Consider the following 20,183-nt stretch of genomic DNA (forward strand, 5'->3'; position numbering starts at 1 on the left):
GCCACGATCCACCGGAAAACCCGACACACCGTCACCGCCGGACGCCACCAAGTCCCACAACGCCCCCGGCGAATCCACACCGCCCGGGAACCGGCACCCCATCCCCACGATCGCAACCGCCTCGTCCGCACCGGCCGCAACCCGCGCGGGTACCGCCGGAAGATCCACCGCGCCGAGAAGTTCCGTCCGGAGATAGTCAGTGAGGGCAAGAGGGCTGGGATGGTCGAACACCAGGGTGGCAGGGAGTTGGAGACCGGTGACCGTCTTGAGGCGGTTGCGCAGATCAACGGCGGTCAGGGAGTCGAGGCCTAGATCCTCAAATGCCCGGCCCGGTTCCACCGCCGCTGTCCCGGTGTGGCCGAGGACACCGGCGACAGCGCTGCGCACCAGATCGAGCAGGAGCCGGTGCTGCTCATCGCCGGACACGGCGAGCAGGCGACGAGCCAGGACATTGCCGCTGTCGGACCCGGTCGCGGCCTGGCGCCGGGCGGCGGGCAGCAGACCGCGCAGAACGGCCGGAGCGGTGTCGCGGTGCGCGGCAAGGGCCTCGGTGTCCAGCGCGAAAGGCAGCGCGAGAGGCTCCCCGGAGCCCAGCGCGGCGTCGAAGAGAGCCAGAGCCTCGTCGGTGGGCAGCGGCGGAAAGCCCTGGCGACTCAGGCGCGCCACGTCCGCCTCGGCGACGCGGCCGCCCATGCCCTCGGCCGCCTCCCACATGCCCCACGCCAGCGACAGCGCGGGCAGACCCTGGGCGCGGCGGGCCGCGGCAAGTGAGTCCAGCACCGTGTTGGCCGCCGCATAAGCGGCCTGGCCGGGGTTGCCGAAGACGCCGGCGACGGAGGAGAACAGCACGAAGGCATGCAGATCCTGCCCTGCCGTCAACTCGTGCAGATGGAGCGCCGCGGTCGCCTTCGCGTCAAGGACACGGGTGAGACGGTCCGGAGTGAGATCGGCGAGGAGTCCGTCGTCGAGCACTCCGGCGGCGTGGATCACGCCGCTGAGCCGTACACCGTCCAGGGCGGCGGCCAGAGCGGTCCGGTCGGCGGCGTCGCAGGCGACGACCCTGGCGCGGGCACCGGCGTCGGTGAGGTCGGTGACGAGGGCGTCGGCTCCCGGTGCTTCGGGGCCGCGACGGGACATGAGCAGCAGGTCGCGCACGCCGTACGTGGTGACCAGATGCCGGGCGACGAGCGCGCCCAGGCCGCCGGTGCCGCCGGTGATCAGGACGGTCCCGGTCTCCGGCCAGGGAGTGCGTTCGGTGAGCGGCGGTTCGGCGGCACGGGTGACGCGCGGTACGCGGACCTGCTCGCCGCGCACGACCAGTTGGCCGGCGTCGAGGACGGTCGGCGCGGTCAGGGCGGCGCGGAGAGTGCGCAGGGCCTCGGGAGAGCCATCGGTGTCAGCGACCGCGAAACGGCCGGGGTGTTCATTGGCGGCGGTGCGCAGCAGGCCCCAAACAGCCGCGCCCACGGGATCGATGGCATCGTCGCCCACCGCACAGGTGGTCACCGGCACCAGCCGGGCACGCGCGAAGCGGTCATCGGCGAGCCAGCGGTGCACGGCGGCCAGGACGTCGGCAGCCATGCCGGGTCCGCCCGCGCCGACGGGGAGCAGGACGGTCCCCGGGGCCGTGGCCGCAAGAGCGTCGAGGGTAGTGCCGTGGACAACCGAGGGATCGGCGGCGGTCCACGGGGACGGCTCGTCGGTCAGTACGACCGGCGCGTGTTCGGTGTCGTCGCCGGTACGGGGCGACGGGAGGGTGACCGGCGTCCACTCCAGCCGGAAGAGGCCGCCCCCGGCGCCGGCGCGGGGACTGTCGCCCAGGGCGGACAGGGGGCGCAGGACGAGGCCCTCGACGTCGGCGACGGGTGCGCCGGTCTCGTCCGCCGCGTACAGGCTGAGGGTGTCGTCGGTGTGCCGTGTGAGCCGGACACGGAGGGTGGCGGCGCCGGCGGCGTGCAGGCGTACGCCGCTCCACAGGAACGGCAGCCGGGCCTGGTCGGGGGTGTCCTGCGGCAGAGCGAGGGCGTGGAGGGCCGCGTCGAGGAGGGCGGGGTGCAGGCCGAAGGCCGTGGCGTCGCCGGTGCCGTCCGGCAGGGCGGCCTCGACGAGCAGGTCGTCGCCGTCCCGCCATGCCGCGCGCAGACCGCGGAAGGCGGGGCCGTAGTCGAGGCCGGACCGGGCGAGCCGGTCGTACAGGCCGTCGAGCGGTAGGGGCTGGGCTCCGGCCGGGGGCCAGGCCCGCAGGTCCCGGGAAGGGGACGGACCTGCGGGAGCGAGGGTGCCGGCGGCGTGCAGCGTCCATGGCGCCTCGGTGGGTGCGCCGTCGGGGCGACCGTGGACGCGAACGTCACGGGTGCCGTCGTCCGCGGCGGGTTCGACCGCGATCTGGAGGTGCGCCGTGCCGTGTTCGGGCAGCACGAGGGGGGTGTGCAGGGCGAGTTCGGTGAGGGTGCCGCAGCCGGCCTGGTCGCCGGCCTGCACCGCGAGTTCGACGAGGGCGGTGCCGGGGACGACGACCCGGCCGGCGACCTTGTGGTCGGCGAGCCATGGGTGGGCGTCGGCCGACAGGGCGGCGGTGAGGAGGACGGTGTCGGTGCCGGCGGGGCGCAGGGTGGCGCCGAGGAGCGGGTGTCCGACGTTGCCGAGGCCGAGGCGGCCGACGTCGGTGACGGTGCGGGTGGGCCGTAGCCAGAACCGCCGGTGGTGGAAGGCATAGGTGGGCAGGTCGACGCGACGTGCGCCGGTGCCGTCGAACAGGGCGGGCCAGCCGACCGTCGCACCGTGTACGTACATCTCGGCGAGGGCGGTGAGCAGCGACTCGGGCTCGGGCGTGCCCTTGCGCAGGACGGACGCCGCGGGTGTGTCACCGGCCGTGTGGGCGAGACCGGTGAGAACGGGATCCGGGCCGATCTCCAGCAGACGGCTCGCGGACTGGCGGCCGGTGGCGGTGGTGAGGGCGTCGTGGAAGCGGACGGGGCGGACGATCTGGTCGGCCCAGTAGGCGGGAGTGGCCCAGTCGGACGCGGTGACGGGGGCTCCGGTGACGGTGCTGACGGCGGCGAGGGTCGGCGGACGGAAGGCGATGCCCTCGGCGACGCGGGTGAACCCGGCCAGGGCCGGGGCCATGTGGGGCGAGTGGAAGGCGTGCGAGACACGCAGCCGGGTGACGCGCCGGCCCCGGTCCCGGGCGGCCGCCATGACGCGTTCGACGGCGTCCTCGGTCCCCGAGACGACGACCGCCCGGGGTCCGTTGACGGCGGCGATCGTGACCTCGGGGGTGTCGAGCAGCTCCATGACCTCGGACTCGCCGGCCTCCACTGCGGCCATGGCGCCGCCTTCGGGCAGCGCCTGCATGACACGGGCGCGGGCGGCGACCAGGCGCCCGGCGTCGGCGAGGTCGAACACACCGGCGACGTAGGCGGCGGCGTACTCGCCGATGGAGTGGCCGAGGACGACGTCGGGCCGCGTGTCCCAGGACCGGAGCAGTTCGGCGGTGGCGGTCTGCAGGGCGAACAGGGCGCTCTGGGCGTAGCCGGTGCGGTCGAGGAGGGCCGCCTCGGGGGTGCCCTCCGCGGCGAACATGACGTCACGGACGGGGAGTTCGAATCCGGGGGCGCCGGCGAGGGCGGTGTCGAGGGTTTCGCACACGACGTCCAGGACCGCGGCGAACACCGGGTGCGTGTCGTACAACTCGCGTCCCATGCCGGGGCGTTGGCTGCCCTGGCCGGTGAACATCCACGCCGTACGACCGTCGATGACCGTCCCCGTGACGGTACCGGGGGCCGGGGTGCCGTCGGCGAGGGCGGCGGTACGGTCGCGCAGCGTGCCGGGGTCGGTCCCGAGGACGACGGCGCGGTGGTCGAGGCGGGCGCGGCCGGTGACGAGGGACAGGCCGATGTCGGTGGGCTCGGCGTCCTGGCCGGCGAGGCGGGCGGCCTGGGCGGTCAGGGCACCCGGGCCGCGGGCCGACAGCACCCAGGGCACGACCGGCGGGGCGGTCACCGTGCGCTGCTCCGGATCGTGGACGGCCGGGGCCTCCTCGACGATGACGTGGGCGTTGGTGCCGCTGATGGCGAAGGCGGAGACACCGGCCCGGCGGGGGCGCTCGCCGCGTGGCCAGGGGCGGGCCTCGGTGAGCAGGCCGACGTTGCCCTCGGTCCAGTCGACCCGGGTGGAGCGCGTCTCGGAGTGCAGGGAGCGGGGTAGGAGTTCGGCCCGCAGCGCCATCACGGTCTTGATGACGCCGGCGACGCCCGCGGCGCACTGGGCGTGGCCGATGTTGGACTTCACGGAGCCGAGCCACAGGGGTTCGGTGCGGTCCTGCCCGTACGTGGCCATGAGGGCCTGGGCCTCGATGGGGTCGCCGAGCCGGGTGCCGGTGCCGTGCGCCTCGACGGCGTCGACATCGGCGGTGGTGAGGGCGGCGGCGTCGAGGGCCTGGCGGATGACGCGCTGCTGGGAGGGGCCGTTGGGCGCGGTGAGGCCGTTGGAGGCGCCGTCCTGGTTGACGGCGCTGCCGCGGATGACGGCGAGGATCGGGTGGCCGAGTCGCTGGGCGTCGGAGAGGCGTTCGAGGACGAGGACGCCCGCGCCCTCGGACCAGCCGGTACCGTCGGCGTCGTCGGCGAACGACTTGCAGCGGCCGTCACCGGCCAGCCCGCCCTGCCGGGCGAACTCCAGGAACATGCCCGGGTTGGCCATGACGGTGGCGCCGCCCGCGAGGGCCGTGTCGCACTCGCCGGAGCGCAGCGCCTGGCAAGCGAGGTGCAGGGCGACGAGCGCGGAGGAGCAGGCGGTGTCGACGGTGACGGCGGGGCCTTCGAGGCCGAGGGTGTAGGCGACGCGGCCGGAGGCGACGCTGGGGATGCTGCCGGTGAGCAGGTAGCCCTCGGTCTGGGGGGTGGCTTCGTGGAGGTGGCCGCCGTAGCCGTTGCCGGAGACTCCGGTGAACACGCCAGTGCGGGAGCCGCGCAGCGAGGAGGGGTCGATGCCCGTCCGCTCCAGGGCTTCCCAGGACGTCTCCAGCAGCAGCCGCTGCTGCGGGTCCATGGCGAGGGCCTCGCGAGGGCTGATCCCGAACAGGTCCGGGTCGAACAGGGGCGCGTCGTGGAGGAATCCGCCGGCGACGGTGGTGTCGCCGAGGGCGCTCAGGTCCCATCCACGGTCCTCGGGGACGGGCGTGATGCCGTCCCGTTCGCCGGCGACGAGCTCCCACAGGGCCTCGGGGGTGGTGGCGCCGCCGGGGAAGCGGCAGCCCATGCCGACGATGGCGACGGGTTCCCGGGACGCCGTGACGAGGTCCTGGTAGCGCTGCCAGAGCCGGTCGTTCTCCTTCAGGGACTCCCGCAGGGCTTCGACGAGCTCTTCGGAGGATGCAGTCATGTCCTTCTCCACGGTCGCGGTGAGCGAGCTGGGCGGTCCTCGGTGTGCCGGCCGGTGCGGGACCGGCCGGCACAGGCGGTCACGCCGGCCGCTGCACGCGCTTCAGGGCCAACTGGACGAGGCTGTCGGCGCCCATCGCGTCCAGGGATTCGGGGTGTCGGTGCTGTTCGGCGGGATCGGGCTGCGGGTCGTCGGGGCCGGTGGTGGGGCGGTCGGCGAGCCGGCGCAGCATGTCGAGCACGCCGGACTCGTGGAGCCGGGCCGCCGGGATCACGGTCAGGAGCTCCCGTACCTGCGGGTCGATGCCGTCGTCGGCGGGGGCGGCAGGTGCGGTCGCGGCGGTGTCCGCGAGGAGCCGTTCGCGCAGCAGCCGCACCAGGTCCTCGGCCGTGGGATGGTCGAAGACCAGCGTGGCCGGGAGGGTCAGCGCGGTGGCGGCGGCGATCCGGTTGCGCAGGTCGACGGCCGTGAGCGAGTCGAAGCCGAGGTCCTTGAAGGCGCGGGTTGCGTCGACGGCGGTGGCCGAGGAGTGGCCGAGTACGGCGGCCACCTGGGTGCGGACCAGATCCAGCAGGAGCTGGTCCTGCTCGGGGTCGGTCAGGGCGGCGAGCCGCTCCGCGAGGTTCTCGGCTCCGCCGGACGCGTCCCGTGCGGCGGCCCGGCGCCTGCGGGCGGCGGGGACGAGGTCGCGCAGCACGCCGGCCAGGCCGTCGGCGTGTTCGGCGAGGGCGGACGGACGCAGTGCGACGGGCACCGCGACGGGCTCGTTGACGCGCAGGGCGGCGTCGAACAGGGCCAGGGCCTCGTCGCCGGGCAGGGCGGGGAAGCCCTGGCGGCGCATGCGGGAGAGTTCGGCCCGCGACAGGGTGCCGCCCATGCCGGCCTCGGTCTCCCATATGCCCCAGGCGAGGGACACGGCGGGCAACCCCTGGGCGCGGCGGGCGACGGCGAGTGCGTCCAGGGTGGCGTTGGCCGCGGCGTAGGCGGCCTGGCCGGCGGAGCCGATGACTCCGGCGACGGACGAGTACAGCACGAAGGCGTCCAGGGTGTGCCCGGCGGTCAGCTCGTGCAGGTACCGGGCCGCGTCGGTCTTGGCGGCCAGGACGCGGGCCAGGCGGTCGCCGGTGAGGCCGGTGAGGATGCCGTCGTCGAGGACACCCGCCGTGTGCACCACAGCGCTCAGCGGGACGCCCTCGATGGCGGTGGCGAGCTGGTCCCGGTCGGTCACGTCGCAGGCGACGATGTCGGCGCGGGCTCCCGACGCGACGAGGTCGCGGACCAGTTCCTCGGCGCCGGGGGCCTCGGGCCCCCGGCGGGACAGCAGCAGCAGGTCGCGGACGCCGTGCCGTTCGACGAGGTGCCGGGCGAGCAGCGCGCCGAGGCCGCCGGTGCCGCCGGTGATCAGCACGGTACCCGGCCGGGACCAGGGCGAGGGCACGGTCAGGACGACCTTGCCGACGTGCTTGGCCTGCTGGAGCAGCCGCAGCGCCCCGGGCGCGCGGGCGATGTCGAACGCGGTCACGGGGACGGGCCGCAGCACGCCCTGCTCGAACAGGTCCAGCAGGGCCTCGAGCATCTCGCCGATCCGGTCGGGGCCGGCCTCGACGAGGTCGAAGGCACGGTACGACACCCCGTGGTGTGCCGCGACGTCGTCGGCGTCGCGGATGTCGGTCTTGCCCATCTCGACGAACCGTCCGCCCGGCCGCAACAGCCGCAGCGAGGCGTCCACGAACTCCCCGGCGAGGGAGTCGAGGACGACGTCGACGCCGGCCGCCTGGAAGCGTCGCTCGAACTCCGTGGTGCGGGACGAGGCGATGTGGTCGGCGGGGACGCCGAGCGCCCGCACGGCGGGCCACTTGCTCTCGCTCGCCGTCGCGTACACCTCGGCACCCAGGTGCCGGGCGAGTTGTACCGCGGCCGAGCCGACGCCGCCGGCCGCGGCGTGGATCAGCACGGACTCGCCCGCCTTGAGCCCGGCGAGGTCCACCAGGGCGTAGTAGGCGGTGAGGAACACGATCGGCACCGAGGCGGCCTGTTCGTACGTCCAGCCCTTCGGGATCGGCGCGAGCTGTCGGGCGTCGGCCACGGCGGTGGGTCCGAAGGCCGCGTCCAGCATGCCCATCACCCGGTCCCCGGCGGTCCACCGGTCCGCGCCGGGGCCGGTCTCCACGATGACGCCCGCGCCTTCCAGGCCCATCCGGCCGGCGTCTCCGGGGTACATGCCGAGGACGTTGAGCACGTCCCGGAAGTTGACTCCGGCGGCTCGCACGGCGACGCGGACCTCGCCGGGGCCGAGCGGGCGCTGTTCCTCGGGAACGAGGGCGACGCCGTCGAGGCGGCCCTGGTCGACGATGTCCAGGCGCCACGCGTCACCGGCGACGGCGGGCGGGATGAGCACGCCGTCACCGGACATGCGAGCGAGACGCGGCAGCCACAACCGGCCCGCACGCACCGCGAACTGCGGCTCGTCGGTGGCGCGCAGGGCGGCGGCGAGCGCGTGCAGGGAGGCGGGGTCGTCGTCGGTGTCGGCGAGGGCGAACCGGCCGGGGTTCTCGCTGATCGCGCTGCGCACCAGACCCCACACGCCGGCCGCGGCGACGTCCGGCGCGCCGTCCCCGGCGGTCTCGACCCGGACGGCCGAGGAGGTCAGCACGACGAGGCGGGACGCGGCGAACCGGTCGTCGGCCAGCCACGCCTGGAGCCGGGTGAGCACGCCCGCCACGGTCGCGGCCGCGTCCCCTCCGTCGGCCGGGGTGACCGGCAGCAGCACCGTGCCGGGTACGTCGCCCGCCGCGGCCACCGCGTCGAGGTCGGGGTGCACGGTGGCGGGGACACCGGCCGGGGCGGTGTGGACGGCCGTCCACACGGTCCCGTGCGGTACGGCCTCCGCCTCGGGGGCCGGGGTCCAGTGCAGCCGGTACAGGTCGTCGGGCCCGGTGGCCGTGAGACGTTCCGGGGACAGGGTGCGCAGGACGAGCGAGTCGATCTCGGCGACCGGTTCGCCCGCCGCGTCCGCGACGCGCAGGGCGATGTCCCCGGCGCCGCGCGGGGTGAGCCGGACCCGGACGGAGCCCGCTCCCACGGCGGTCAGACGGACGCCGGACCACAGGAAGGGCAGCGAGCCGTCGGTGGTCTCCTCGTGCAGGCCGAGGCTGTGCAGGACGGTGTCCAGCAGGGCGGGGTGCAGACCGTAGGACGCGGCGGCACTGGCAACCGGCTCGGGGAGTTCGGCCTCCGCGTACAGGTGACCCTCGTGCTGCCAGATGTGTCGCAGGCCGCGGAAGGCGGGACCGTAGCCGAGGCCGGCCGCTGTGAGCCGGTCGTACAGGTCGCCGAACTCCACTGGCTCGGCACCTGCGGGTGGCCAGGCCCTCAGGTCCCAGTCGGGTGCGGGCGGTTCGGCGGTGTCGAGGGCGCCCGTGGCGTGCAGCGTCCAGGGCTCGTCGGGTCCGGCCTCCTGCGGGCGGGCGTGGACGTGGAGCGTGCGGCCACCGTCCGGCGCGTCTTCGGCACCGGCGGCACCGACGGCGATCTGGAGCTGTACGGCTCCGTGCTCGGGCAGCACGATCGGAGTACGCAGGGCCAGTTCGGCCAGCTGCCCGGCGCCCACGCGCTCTCCCGCCTGGAGGGCGAGTTCCACGAGGACCGTACCGGGTACCACGACGGAACCGGCCACGGCGTGGTCGGCCAGCCAGGGATGCGTCCGCACCGACAGGCTCGAGGCGAGCAGCACGGTGTCCGAGTCGGCCACCGGCACGGCGGCGCCCAGCAGCGGGTGGTCGGTCCGGGCCAGGCCGAGATCGTCGGCGTCGGAGAGGGCAGGCACGGCGTCGAGCCAGTACCGCTGCCGTTGGAAGGGGTAGGTGGGCAGGTCGACGCGGTGGGCGCCGGTTCCCTCGAAGAGTGCGGACCAGTCGATGTCAGCGCCTTGAACGAAGAGTTCGGCGCAGGCGGTGAGCAGGGTCTCCGGCTCGGGGCGGTCCTTGCGCAGGGTCGACGCGGCCGGTACATCGCCGGCCAGGGCGGTCAGCACCGGGTCCGGGCCGATCTCCAGGAAACGTGCGGCGCCCTGGGCGCGGGCGGCGCTCAGCGCGTCGTGGAAACGCACCGGCTCGACGATCTGCCCGGCCCAGTAGGCGGAGCTCGTCCAGTCGCCGTCGGACAGCGGAGCACCCGTCAGCGTGCTGACCGCCGCCACGGTCGGCCGATGGTAGTTCGTCTGCTCGGCCACGGCCGTGAACTCGGCCAGTACCGGCTCCATCGACGGCGAATGGAACGCGTGCGAGACCTTCAGCCGGGTCGTACGCCGTCCCGCGTCCCGCGCCCGCTCGGCAACCTCCTGGACAGCGGCCTCGGTCCCGGACACCACCACCGCCGTGGGCGCGTTGACGGCAGCGACCACCGCACCGTCCACCAGCCAGTCGGCGACCTCGGCCTCGGAAGCCTCCACGGCGGCCATCGCGCCGCCCTCGGGCAGCGCCTGCATCAGACGTGCCCGCGCCGCCACCAGCCGTACGGCGTCGGCGAGTTCGAGCACACCGGCCGCATGTGCGGCGGCGAACTCACCCACCGAGTGCCCGAGCACCACGCCCGGGGCCATCTTCCACGACCTCAGCAACGCCACCAGCGCCACCTGAAGGGCGAACAACCCCGACTGCGCGTACCCGGTGGAGTCCTCCGCCTCCTCGGCGAAGAGCACCTCCTTCAGCGGCCGTGCAAAGCCGAGCTCGGCGTCCAGCAGCGCGCACACATCGTCCAGCGCCTCGGCGAACACCGGGAACGCCTCGTACAACTCCCGGCCCATACCGGGACGTTGACTGCCCTGCCCGGTGAACATCCACGCCGTACGGCCCTCCACCGCCGCTCCGGAAACGACGGGTTCGGTGAGTGCGGCGCGCAGGGCCCGGTGGTCGGGGCCCAGGACGACGGCCCGGTGTTCCAGTTTCGCGCGTGTAGTGGCCAGGGAGAGGCCGATGTCGAGCGGATCACCGGCCACGGACACCAGGCGCTCGGTCTGGGCGCGCAGGGCTTCGGCCGTGCGGGCGGAGACGACCCAGGGGATGAGCGGGAGTCCGGTCGCCCGGGTGGTGCCGGGCACCTGGTGGCCTGCCGGGGGTTCCTCGACGAGGACATGGGCGTTGGTGCCGCTGATGCCGAACGAGGAGACACCCGCCCGGCGCGGGCGTGCGCCGCGCGGCCACGGGCGTTCCTCGGTCAGCAGTTCCACGGCACCGGCATCCCAGTCGACGTGCGAGGACGGCTCGTCGACGTGCAGCGTGCGCGGCAGGCGCTCGGCGTGCAGCGCCATCACCATCTTGATCACACCGGCCACGCCGGCGGCGGCCTGGGTGTGCCCGATGTTCGACTTGACGGACCCCAGTCGCAGCGGCTCGTCCCGGCCCTGCCCGTACGTGGCGAGCAGTGCCTGCGCCTCGATCGGGTCGCCGAGCCGGGTGCCGGTGCCGTGTGCCTCGACGGCGTCCACGTCCGTCGGTTCGAGCCCCGCTCCGGCGAGGGCCTGCCGGATCACCCGCTGCTGGGACGGCCCGTTGGGTGCCGTGAGGCCGTTGGAGGCACCGTCCTGATTGACCGCCGAACCTCGCACCACCGCGAGCACCCGGTGCCCGCGCCGCTGGGCCTCCGACAGCCGCATCAGCACCAGGACACCCGCGCCCTCGGCCCAGCCGGTGCCGTCGGCGCCGTCGGCGAAGGACTTGCAGCGCCCGTCGGCTGCGAGCCCGCGCTGTCGGGAGAACTCCACGAAGGTCTGCGGGGTGGCCATCACCGTGACGCCGCCCGCGAGGGCCGTGGTGCACTCGCCGGTGCGCAGCGCCTGGCAGGCGAGGTGCAGAGCGACGAGGGAGGAGGAGCAGGCGGTGTCGACGGTGACGGCCGGCCCCTCGAAGCCGAACACGTAGGCGATACGTCCGGAGAAGACGCTGCCCGCGTTGCCGTTGCCGAGGTAGCCCTCGACCTCGTCGGGCACGGTGTGCAGACGGGCGGAATAGTCGTGGTACATCAGGCCCGCGTACACGCCCGTATCCGTTCCGCGCAGAGCGTTCGGGTCGATACCCGCCCGCTCCAGGGCCTCCCAGGAGGTCTCCAGCAGCAGCCGCTGCTGCGGGTCCATGGCGAGCGCCTCGCGCGGGCTGATGCCGAACAGCTCGGCGTCGAAGTCCGCGGCGTCGTACAGGAACCCGCCTTCGCGGGCGTACGACGTGCCCGGCCGGTCGGGGTCGGGGTCGTAGAGCCGCTCCACGTCCCAGCCGCGGTCGGTCGGGAAGCCGGAGATGCCGTCGCCGCCCTCGGCGACCAGTCGCCACAGGTCCTCGGGGGAGGTGACGCCGCCCGGGTACCTGCAGCCCATGCCGACGACGGCGATGGGCTCGTCGTCGGCGGTGGCGGTCCGTCGGCCGGGTGTGACGGCGGGTCCGGGGGCGGCGTCGCCGACCAGTTCCCGGCGGAGGCGGGCGGCGAGGGCGACCGGGCTCGGGTGGTCGAAGACGAGCGTGGCCGGCAGGCGCAGACCGGTCGCAGTGCCGAGCTGGTTGCGCAGGTCGACGGAGGTGAGGGAGTCGAAGCCCAGGTCCTTGAAGGCGCGGCGGGGGTCGACGGACACACCCGAGGAGTGGCCGAGCACGGCGGCGACCTGGGTCTGGACCAGGTCCAGCAGCAGTTGGTCCTGCTCGGCCGAGGACGCTCCGGCGAGCCGCGCGGCCAGCTCGTCGGTGCCGCCGGCACCGCCCCGTCCGGCGGCACGCCGACGCGCGGCCGGCACGAGGTCACGCAGCACGCTCGGCAGCGTGCTGCCGCGTTCGGCGAGAGCGGCGGTGCGCAACGCCACGGGCACCGCCACCGGCTCGTCGGCCCGCAGCGCCGCGTCGAGCAGAGTCAGGGCCTCCGCCTCGGTCAGGGCGGGGAAGCCCTGGCGGCGCATGCGGGCCAGCTCGGTCTCCGAGAGGGTGCCGCCCATGCCCTCGGCGGTCTCCCACATGCCCCAGGCCAGCGACACCGCGGGCAGCCCCTGGGCGCGCCGGCGCCGGGCGAGCGCGTCGAGGGAGGCGTTGGCGGCGGCGTAGGCGGCCTGCCCCGCGGGGCCGACCACTCCGGCGACGGACGAGTACAGGACGAAGGCCTCCAGTTCCCGGTCAGCCGTCAACTCGTGCAGAAGAAGCGCGGATTCGGCCTTCGCCGCCAGCACTCGCGCCAGCCGCTCCTCCGTGAGCTCGGTGATCACACCGTCGTCCAGCACGCCGGCGGTGTGGACGACCGCGCTCAGCCGCACCCCGTCGAGCAGTTCCGCCAGCGCCGCCCGACTGCTCACGTCGCAGGCGACGATGTCGACTCGCGCTCCCGACTCCTGGAGTTCCGCGCGCAGTTCGGCGGCTCCCGGGGCCTGCGGTCCGCGCCGCGACACCAGCAGCAGGTCTCGCACGCCGTGCTCGGTGACCAGGTGCCGGGTCAGCAGCGCGCCCAGACCGCCCGTACCGCCGGTGATGAGGACGGTACCGGTCCCGGGCCAGACCGGTCCGGTGCCGTCGGGGGCGGGTGCCCGGGTCAGGCGCGGCAGGAGCACCTGGCCCTCGCGGAGGGCGAGCTGGGTCTCACCTGTCTCGGCGAGTGCGGCCGACCGCTCGGTCAGGGCCCGCTGCGAGGCCGGTGTGCCGTCGGTGTCGACCAGGGCGAACCGGTCGGGGTGCTCACTGATCGCCGTACGCACCAGGCCCCACACGGCGGCGCCCGCCGGGTCGGTTTCGGCACCGGTGGTCAGGACGAGGAGTCGGCTGTCGGCGAGCGCGGGTTCGGCGAGCCACTCCTGGAGCGTGGCGAGTACGCCGCTCACGGACTCGGTCAGGTGGCGCCCGCCGGCGACCGGCAGCAGGACCGGCCCCGTGGGCGCGCCCGCGGCGGCGAGGGCGGCGACGTCCGGGAACGCGGTCAGTCCTGGCACGGCACGGTCCCCGTCGCCGAGCACGGCGAGGTCCGCGGCCGGCTCGCCGTCGGCCGCGCCCGCCGCCGTCGCGGCCGCCACCCACTGCACCTGGTACAGGTCGCGTGCCGCGGCGGTCGTGTCCGCCGCGATGACCTCGGCGGCGTCGACCGGGCGCAGCACCAGCCCGGCCACTTCGGCGACCGGTTCGCCTGCGGTGTCGGCGATCCGTACGGCGACCTCGCCGGGGGCGCTGACGGTCATCCGGGCGCGGACGGCGGCGGCGCCCACGGCGGCCGGGGAGAACCCCGACCACAGGAAGGGCAGCAGTGCCCTGCGCGGTCCGTCACCGTCCTCCGTGCTCATGGTCTGGTCGGTGCCGAGGGCGTGCAGGACTGCGTCGAGGAGGGCCGGGTGCAGTGCGAAGGCGTCGGCGTCCTCGTCGGTCGGCTCGGGCAGTTCGGCCTCGACGTACAGGTCGGCGCCGGCGCGCCAGACGGCACGCAGACCCTGGAAGGCCGTCCCGTACACCATGCCGGTCTCCGCCAGGCGTGCGTACAGGCCGTCCACAGCGACGGGCTCCGCGTCCGCCGGTGGCCACGCGCGCAGGTGCCAGTCCGGCGCGAACGGTTCGGTGGCGCCCAGCGTCCCCGTGGCGTGCAGCGTCCACGGCTCGTCGTCGGATCCCCCGTCGGGCCGCGCATGGATACGGACGAGGCGGTCACCCTCGCCGTCGGCCGGGTCGACCGACGTCTGCACCTGGACCGCGCCGTCGTCGGGCACCAGCAGCGGCACCCGGAGGGTCAGTTCGCCGACCGTCCGCGCTCCGACGTGGTCGGCGGCCTGGACGGCGAGTTCCAGCAGTGCCGTGCCGGGGACGACAACCGTCCCGTCGACGGTGTGGTCGGCCAGCCAGGGGTGCGTCCGCGCGGACAGCCGCGACGTGAGCACGGCCGTGTCGGAACCCGCCAGCCTTACCGTGGCGCCGATCAGCGGGTGCCGTGCGGTCCCGAGACCGAGGCCTCCCGCGTCGAGCGCCGGCTTCGTGGGCTCCAGCCAGTAGCGGCGGCGTTGGAAGGCGTAGGTGGGCAGGTCGACGGGACGAGCGCCGGCGCCGTCGAAGAGCCGCGGCCAGTCGACGGCCATGCCGTGGACGAAGAGTTCGGAGACGGCCGTCAGCAGGGAGTGCGGCTCGGGCCGGTCCGTGCGCAGGGTGGCGGCGGCCGTGACGTCCGTGGCCGTCCGGGCCAGCGCGGTCAGGACCGGGTCCGGGCCGATCTCCAGGAAACGGGTCGCCCCCTCGGCGGCGGTGGCCGTGAGCGCCTCGTGGAAGCGGACCGGGCTGACGATCTGCCGCGCCCAGTAGTCGGGGGTCGTCCAGTCGTCCTCGTCCAGCGGGGTGCCCGTGACGGTGCTGACGGCGGTGATGAGCGGCTGACTGTACGTCACCTGCCGGGCTGTCCGGGTGAACTCGTCCAGCATCGGTGCCATCAGCGGCGAGTGGAACGCGTGGGAGACCCGCAGCCGGGTGGCACGGCGGCCCTCGGACCTGTACCGCTCCACCACGGACTCCACAGCGGGCTGCGTGCCGGAGACCACCACCGCGTCGGGCCCGTTGACCGCTGCGATCACCACGTCCCCGTCGAGCCGGCCGGCCACCTCGGCCTCTCCCGCCTCGATCGCGGCCATCGCACCGCCTGCGGGCAATGCCTGCATCAACCGCGCCCGTGCCCCCACCAGCCGTACCGCATCCGGCAGATCGAAGACCCCCGCCGCGTAGGCCGCGGTGAACTCACCCACCGAATGCCCCAGCACCACGTCCGGTGCCGCACCCCACGACCGCAGCAGCGCGACCAGCGACACCTGGAGTGCGAAGAGGGCCGACTGTGCGTACCCGGTGGCGTTCAGTTGCTCGGGGTCGTCCGCGAACAGCACTTGCTGCAAGGGGCGTTCGAAACCCAGCTCGGCGTCCAGCAGGGCGCAGACCTCGTCCAGCGCGGCCGCGAACACGGGGAAGGCTTCGTACAACTCCCGTCCCATGCCCGGTCGTTGGCTGCCCTGCCCCGTGAACATCCACGCCGTATGGCCCTCGACCGCCGAACCGGTGATCGCGGGCTCGGCCAGACCGGACCGCAGGGCGTCCAGGTCACCGCCCAGCACCACTGCCCGGTGCTCCAGCAGCGCACGTGTCACCACCAGCGAGAACCCGGTGTCGACCGGATCGGCGGCCACCGGCGCCAGCCGCTTCGCCTGGGCCCGCAACGCCTCCGCGGAACGTGCCGACACCACCCAGGGCACCACCGGCAACCCGGGAACACCCGGTCGCCGTTCCTGAGCGGCGGGAGCGGAGGGAGCCTCCTCGATGATCGCGTGCGCGTTGGTGCCACTGATGCCGAAGGACGACACTCCGGCCCTGCGCGGGTGCTCCCCGCGGGGCCAGTCCCGCTCCTCGGTGAGGAGCCGTACGGCACCCTCCGCCCAGTCCACGTGCGACGACGGACGGTCGACGTGAAGGGTGCGCGGCAGGCACTGCTCCTGCAGCGCCATCACCATCTTGATCACACCTGCTGCGCCTGCGGCGGCCTGGGTGTGCCCGATGTTGGACTTCACCGACCCCAGCCACAACGGCTCGGTCCGCTCCTGCCCGTATGTCGCCAGCAGCGCGTGCGCCTCGATCGGGTCCCCCAGCCGGGTCCCCGTCCCGTGCGCCTCCACGGCGTGCACCTGTGACGGTGACACACCCGCGTTGGCCAGCGCCTGCCGGATCACCCGCTGCTGGGCCGGTCCGTTCGGCGCCGTGAGGCCGTTGGACGCACCGTCCTGGTTGACCGCGGTGCCCCGCACCACCGCCAGCACCCTGTGCCCGCGCCGCTCGGCCTCCGACAGCCGCATCAGCACGAGCACGCCCGCGCCCTCCGACCAGCCGGTGCCGTCGGCGCCGTCGGCGAACGCCTTGCAACGACCGTCGGCGGCCAGGCCGCGCTGGCGGGAGAACTCCACGAAGATGCCCGGCGTGGCCATCACCGTCACGCCGCCGACCAGCGCCGTCCGGCACTCGCCGCCACGGATCGCCTGCACCGCCAGATGCAGCGCGACCAGCGCCGAAGAACACGCCGTGTCCACCGTCAGCGCCGGACCCTCCAGCCCCAGCACGTAACTGACCCGCCCGGACAGCACGCTGGCCGCCGAGCCGGTGCCGACGTAGCCCTCGATGTCCTCGGCGGCGGCGTGGGCCGTCTCCTGGTAGTCCTGGCCGTTGGTGCCCGCGAACACGCCGGTGGCCGACCCGCGCAGGGACAAGGGATCGATACCCGCCCGCTCCAGCGCCTCCCACGCCGTCTCCAGCAGCAGCCGCTGCTGCGGATCCATGGCGAGGGCCTCACGCGGCGAGATCCCGAACAGCTCGGCGTCGAAGTCGGCCGCGCCCCGCAGGAAGCCACCGCGGTTCACGTACGACGTGCCGGGAGCCCCCGAGTCGGGGTCGTACAGCCGCTCCACGTCCCAGCCGCGGTCCTCCGGGAACGGTGCCAGCCCGTCCCGGCCCTGTGCCAGCAGCTCCCACAGCTCCTCCGGCGAGGACACACCGCCCGGGAAACGGCAGCCCATTCCGACGATCACCACGGGGTCGTCGTCGACGCCGACGGGGCCCGGCGCCGTGCCGTCCCGCTCCGGTTCGCGGGCGGTCCTCCCCAGAACCTGGGCGCGGAGGAAGTCGGCGAGGGCGGCCGGGGTGGGGTGGTCGTACACCAGGGTGGCGGGCAGGCGCAGACCGGTCGCGGCGCCGAGCCGGTTGCGCAGCTCCACTCCGGTGAGCGAGTCGAAACCCAGGTCGGTGAAGGGACGCTCGGCGTCGATCGCGGCGCCGGAGGCGTGGCCCAGGACCGCGGCCACCGCCGACCGGACCCGGGAGAGCACGATCCGTTCCCGCTCGGCGGGCGGGCGGCGGCGCAGTTCTTCCGCCAGTTCGCCGCCCACGGCAACGAACCTGTCCCGACCGGTGCCGGTCTCCTCCGTGTCCGGCATCAGTTCGCGCAGGAGCGAACCCCGTCGCGCGTACGTGGTCGCCGCCGCGAAACGCGACCAGTCGGCGTCCAGGACGGTGGCACAGGCCCGGCCGCCGTCCAGGACGCGCTCCAGCGCGTCGACGGCCGTGGCGGGCTCCAGTGCCCGCAGGCCCATCCGCTCGAGATGAGCCGCCACCACGGGCTCGGCGGCCATACCGGCACCGGCCCAGGGCCCCCACGCCACAGAGGTGGCCGCCAGGCCGAGCCCGCGCCGATACTGCGCGAGCGCGTCGAGGCACGCGTTGGCCGCGGCATATGCGGACTGCCCGGCATTGCCCGTCACCCCCGCCACGGACGAGAACAGCACGAACGCGTCCAGGTCACTTCGCGCGGTCAGTTCATGCAGATGCCGGGCCGCGTCCGCCTTGACCGCCAGAACCCGCCCCAGCCGCTCGGCAGTCAGATCGGCGGCAAGCCCGTCGTCCAGCACGCCCGCCGCGTGCACGACCACGGTCGGCGGGTGCGCCTCCAGCAGGGAACCGAGCGCACCGCGGTCGGTGATGTCGCACGCGGCGAGCGTGACATCGGCACCGAGCCCGGCCAGTTCCTCCCGCAACTCCGCCGCACCAGGGGCGTCGGCGCCGCGACGGGAGACCAGCACCACATGCTCGATCCCCCGCCGAACCAGCCAGCGGGCCACATGACCAGCCAGCGCACCGGTTCCCCCGGTGACAAGAGCGGTACCGCTGAACCGCCCGGTCTGTGCGGCGCGTCCGGCGTCGGTGTCGCGTACCAGGCGTGCGGCCAGAACGCCGGTGGAGCGTACGGCGAGCTGGTCCTCCGCCCCCGAACCGGCCAGCGCTGCCACCAGCCGCTCCAGGTCGCCACGCACCGTGTGCTCCGGCAGGTCGATCAGTCCGCCCCACCGGTCCGGCTGCTCCAGCGCGAGGGTCCGGCCCAGGCCCCAGACCGCGGCCTGTTCGGGATGGGCCGGAGTGTCGCCCGCACCCACTGACTGGGCGGACCGGGTGGCGCACCACAGACGGGCGGCCGGAGCAGCCTCGGCCAGCCCCTGCCACACGGTGAGCACGGCGGCAGGCGACGGCAGCAGGGACAGCACGCACGACGGCTCGGCACCGGTCGCTCGCACGCGTTCCGCGACACCGGCAGGCGTGTCGGAGTCCGTGACCGTGATCAGGTCCACCTCCGCGCCCGACCGCCGCAACGCCTCCGCCAGGGCCTGGCCGTCCGGCTCCGCCGCGGCCACCGTCCATCGGCCCGCCGACGGGGCCCCACCAGGAGTGACGGGCACCGGCCGCCACATCACGCGGTAACGGCGACCCGCCTGCGCGAGATCGTCCCGGCTGCGCCGCCGCCAAGCCGACAGCGCCGGCAGCAGCGTGTCGAGCGAGGCGTCCACGGGCAGGTCGAGCTCCCGCGCCAGCGTGCTGGCGTCGCGGCCCTCGACCAGCTGCCAGAACCCGGCCTCGGCGCCGTCCTCGGCCGCCGTACCGGCGGACAGGCCGGCCGCCGTCCGGTCGGGCAGCCAGAAGCGTTCGCGTTGGAAGGCGTACGTGGGCAGGTCGGTCAGGCGGGCGTCCGTGCCACGGAACACCTCCGTCCAGTCGACGGGGGTGCCGCGCACGAACAGCTCGCCCACGGCGGTGAGGAGGGTCTCCGCCTCGGCGCGGCCCGCGCGCAGGGCGGAGACGGCCACGGTCAGCTCGGGGGCGGTCCGCTGGGCGAGGGTGGCGAGGACCGGGTCGGGGCCGAGTTCCAGCAGCCGGGTGGCGCCGAGTTCGCCGGTGACGGTCCTGACGGCGTCGTCGAAGAGGACGGGTTGCCGCACCTGGCGCACCCAGTACTCGGCGCTCGACCAGTCGTCGTCGCCGAGTGGCCGGCCGGTGACGGTGCTGACGGCCGGTGTCCGGGGCCGCCGGTAGGTGACGTCGCCCGCGACGGCGGCGAACTCGGCCAGCATGGGTTCCATCAGCGGTGAGTGGAAGGCGTGCGACACCTTGAGCCGGGTGACGCGTCGGCCCTGCTCGCGCGCGATGGCCAGAACCGCGTCTACGGCGCTCTGCGTGCCGGAGACCACCACGGCGGAGGGTCCGTTGACGGCAGCGACCACGGCCCCGTCGGTCAGCCAGGGCGCGATCTCCTCCGGGTCCGCCTCCACGGCCGCCATGGCGCCGCCGTCGGGCAGAGCCTGCATCAGCCGGGCCCGGGCGGCCACCAGCCGTACGGCGTCGGGGAGTTCGAGAACGCCCGCGACGTGGGCTGCGGCCAGCTCGCCGATGGAATGGCCGACTAGCACGTCGGGGGCGAGTGCCCAGGAGCGCAGCAACTCGGCGAGTGCTACCTGGAGGGCGAACAGCGCGGCCTGCGCATGGCCGGTGCGGCCCAGCAGGGCGGCCTCGGAGCTGTCCTCGGCGGCGAACAGCACGGTGCGCAGCGGCGTGTCGAAGCCGTCGGCGCCGGCGAGTTCGGCGTCGAGCAGCGCGCAGGTGTCGTCGAGGGTCTGCGCGAACACCGGGTGGGCGTCGTACAGTTCGCGGCCCATGCCGGGCCGCTGGCTGCCCTGTCCGGTGAAGGCCCACACCGTGCGGCCCGCGCCCGCCACCGAGGTGACGAGGGCGGTCGTGTCGCCGCCGGCGAGGGCGGCGGCCGCCGCGGTCAGGGTGTCCGGGCTGTCCCCGACGAGGACGGCACGGTGGTCGAGGGCGGCGCGTGCGGTGGCCAGTGTGCGGCCGACGTCGGCGGGGGCGAGGCCGGGTCGGCCGTCGAGGTGGGCGACGAGGCGGGCGGCCTGTGCGCGCAGGGCCTGCGGGGTCCGGCCGGCGAGCACCCAGGGCACCGTGCCGGCG

Annotated in this window: 2 protein-coding genes; both read right to left on the reverse strand. The window is 74.7% G+C overall.

The genetic code is table 11. The features are described 5' to 3' along the window. The coding region (locus FNH08_RS19950; protein ID WP_194238544.1) for a type I polyketide synthase at positions 1-5,382 on the reverse strand (5,382 nt) is incomplete at its 3' end. A gap of 79 nt (positions 5,383-5,461) precedes the next feature. Beyond that, on the reverse strand, positions 5,462-20,164 hold the full coding sequence (locus tag FNH08_RS53115) for a type I polyketide synthase (protein ID WP_152772855.1): 14,703 nt from the start codon (positions 20,162-20,164) through the stop codon (positions 5,462-5,464). Positions 20,165-20,183: the final 19 nt, after the last annotated feature.

This window comes from Streptomyces spongiae (assembly GCF_009377185.1).
Taxonomy (GTDB): domain Bacteria; phylum Actinomycetota; class Actinomycetes; order Streptomycetales; family Streptomycetaceae; genus Streptomyces; species Streptomyces spongiae.